Raw genomic sequence first — 3,405 nt, 5'->3', positions numbered from 1 at the left:
CCAACCAGCAGCTTGGTTTCCATTTCTCGATACCGATAATGCGGTTTTCAGCGGCTACTGAGGCGCAGATCACCTCGTTGTCAGCTGACAATCGCTGCCAACCAGCAGCTTGGTTTCCATTTCTCGATACCGATAATGCGGTTTTCAGCGGCTACTGAGGCGCAGATCACCTCAATAACGATAAGCGGTATCTGACTTGATTGTCAGACACCGTTGTTATGTCGGCATATTGTCACTTATGTACGCAAACACGGGCCTTACCTGCGTTCTTGGCTTCGTACATCGCAGAGTCAGCTTGGCTAATCAGTTGATCGGCATTGATTATATCGTCAGCATGATGGATTGCTATGCCGATACTGGCACTGATAACAGCTGTTGTTGAATCGAGTTGTATCGGCTGTTGGATGGCCTCCAATATCTTCTGCGCCAGCATATTGACATCGGGAGTCCCGTGCTTAGTGTTCTCCAACACGATCGTAAATTCGTCACCGCCTAAACGTACTGCTGTATCCGTTTGTCTAATGTTTTCCTGTAAGCGAGTTCCTATGACACGTAATACGGAATCGCCGGCATCATGACCGTGTGTATCGTTGATTTGCTTGAAGCCATCAAGGTCGATATAAAGTAACGCTAAAGATGTCTGAGTCCGCTTGGCGCGGGCTATTGCTGCTGGCAACAAGTTGAACATACCACGCCGGTTATACAATCCAGTTAGCGCGTCGTGAGTGGCTTCGAATTCGTGGATTGCCTCGGCCTTTTTTCGCTCGGTGATATCATGCAGGAACGCACTAAAAATTGTTTTCCCATCAATAAATAAAGGGCTAATTCGGACCTCAACAGGTAAGGTCATGCCATCGCGGCGTACCGCTGTCAGCTCGTTATGTTGATTGAGGACATGGTGCTTACCGGTAGCCAGATAGCATGCCAACCCTGCACGATGAGCCTCACGCATTGAGGCCGGGATGATCGTTTCATCCAGTGGGCGGCCAATCACCTCTTCGCGGCTCCAACCGAAGGTATGCTCTGCTTGTTGATTCCAGTCGCGGATCACACCGTGGTGATCAATGCATACGTAAGCATCGTTCGCGTTTTGGAGCACCATTTGCAATTCAGCTTCGCGTCTACGTAATTCCTGCTCAAACCGAAGCTGCTGAGCAATAGAGGCGGACAGCATTTCATTAGCTAATTTTAGGTCTCTGGTTCTTGTTTCTACTCGGCTATCCAAGTCCTTACGTAACTCAGCCAAGGACGCCTCTGCTTCCTTTTGCTCCTGTACATTTTTGATAATTGAAATGAAATACTCTAACTCACCGTTGTTACTCAATTTTTTGGTGACTATCAGCTGTATCCAAACAGAACGTCCTGATTTAGTGATGTAACGTTTTTCCAGCTGATAGTGGTCGATATCATTATTAATTAATTGCTGTAACAGGGATAAGTCAGTATCTAAATCGTCTGGGTGGGTTATATCCTGAAATGTGAGCTTGAGAAGCTCATCTTGGCTGTAACCGACAATTTGGCATAACGCATCGTTGACGCGCAGCCATCCGCCGTCTGGCGCAACCATCGCAATACCTATGCCTGCACGTTCAAAGATAGTCCTAAAACGCGCTTCGATATCCTCCATGGCTTGTATGGCTTGCTCGGAACGCGCATGACTCAAAAGCACTTCACGCATTTGCATTTCTTTGCTAACGAGTGCGGCAAGGTCAACCAGAATGCTTATCTCATCAGGACTCAATTGTCGAGGTTTGGAGTCTATAGCACATAATGTGCCTATTGCGAGCCCACCGATACTACGTAAAGGCACACCGGCATAGAAGCGAATATTCGGATTTCCCGTTACGAGAGCATTACTCATGAAGCGGGAGTCTTGCTTTGTGTCTGTCACGATCAGCGGTGTTGTTTGCGCTATAGCATGAGCACAAAAAGCAACTTCTCGTGGGGTTTCATTTTCATCAATACCTATCCGCGACTTGAACCACTGTCGGTCAGTGTCGACCAGTGAAACCAATGCAATCGGGACATCTAAAATGAGTGCAACTAATCGAGTCATGCGATCAAAAGCCTCTTCTGACGGAGTATCGAGAATGTTGAGGGCGTGTAGTAGATTGAGTCTGTCTTCTTCATCTGGTGGAATTGGATAAGTTGCCATGTTCGGTAGCTCCTGATGCCTGCCGAAAAATATAACCATAATAAATATCAGTGGTGAGGTTAACGAGCAAATTTCTTCTAAGAATTAGTATGATATGTCTCACTTGTTGAGTTTTTTGGAAGGGTTGGGGCAGCATCAAGATGTTGAGTGATCATCCTTCGAGTGGAGGGAGGCTGTACTCGGTGGTCGTATCCAGGCTTCCCATCACACAGGGGATGGATTATCCAAACAGGCCGCGACACGGCGTGACGAATTGGCTGGCAGGCAGTTTTTCGCAAAACCCATCATCGGCTATGGGTTTTGTCATCAGGTGAGGGGTTTTGTTATCAACCGGCGAGAAGCGGTTGAGAAGGCTCATAAGCCCCGACAGATTTTGTGTAGCGGTTTGTCGGGACGGTCGCTGAAAACGGATCATTGGGCTGCTAAACAGCGATATCGGTATCTCACCACTGGATGAGATACCGACATACCTAGCTAGCCTGAACCCACTCGCCCTCTTCGGGCTGTGGCAGCGGCTTGGATGGTACAGAGCTGGTCAGGGCATCATGGATGCAATTGGCTATTTTCTGGCTGGTCTGCTGCATCCGAGTGTTATGCAGGTGAGCATAACGCAGTGATGTCTGACTGCTCCGGTGCCCAAGCTGGGATTGCACGTCAAACAGGGTGCCGCCGTTGGAGACAATCAACGCCGCTACCGAATGACGACAGGTGTGCAGGCAAACCCCCTCCTTATCTATACCGGCTCGCGCCAGCATCCGCTGAAACCCCTTGGTGGGATTTTGCAATGGCTGCCCTTGCCGCTTGCCGGGAAACAGGTAGGGATTTCCCTGTGTCACCGGTAAGTAGTTCAACAGCTCCACCGCCATATGGTTCAGGTGCAACACACGGCTATGGCCGTTCTTGGTGTGGGGAATATATAGGGTCTTGTCCTCCTTGTTGTAGTGCTGCCATTTGGCCCTTGCCAGCTCGGCCCGGCGCAAGCCGGTGAGCAGCAACATCTTGACATACTGACCGGTATAGAAACTCTCATGCTGATCAGCAGCCCGGAACAGGCGGCGGATTTCATCTGGAGTGAAGTAGCGTTCGCGCCGATTGTTCTCTCGCAGCAATGACACCAAGGCGGCGGGATTGTCCTTGATCAGTCCGGCACGGGCTGCCCAGGTCATGATGGCCTTGAGCAATGCTAATACTCGATTGCAGGTGGCCGGTTTCCATTTCTCGATACCGATAATGCGGTTTCCAGCGGCTAC

The 3,405-nt window shown here is 49.6% G+C and carries 2 protein-coding genes; both read right to left on the bottom strand.

The genetic code is table 11. The features are described from left to right. Window positions 1–232: 232 nt before the first annotated feature. On the bottom strand, window positions 233–2,155 hold the full coding sequence (locus J9892_RS15380; protein ID WP_103261772.1) for a PAS domain S-box protein: 1,923 nt from the start codon (window positions 2,153–2,155) through the stop codon (window positions 233–235). Between the two features lie 470 nt (window positions 2,156–2,625). Continuing rightward, window positions 2,626–3,405, bottom strand: a 780-nt coding sequence (locus J9892_RS15375; RefSeq protein ID WP_210538558.1) for a site-specific integrase, incomplete at its 5' end; no start/stop codon positions are given.

It is taken from the genome of Aeromonas sp. Prich7-2, assembly GCF_017939255.1.
Taxonomy (GTDB): domain Bacteria; phylum Pseudomonadota; class Gammaproteobacteria; order Enterobacterales; family Aeromonadaceae; genus Aeromonas; species Aeromonas caviae.
The sequence above is the reverse complement of the archived record's forward strand: the minus strand, read 5'-3'. Positions and strand labels throughout refer to the sequence as shown.

What these genes read in the sequence shown, in the direction of transcription:
- J9892_RS15380 (WP_103261772.1), bottom strand. Translation starts at nt 2,155, where the DNA reads ATGGCAACTTATCCAATTCCACCAGATGAAGAAGACAGACTCAATCTA.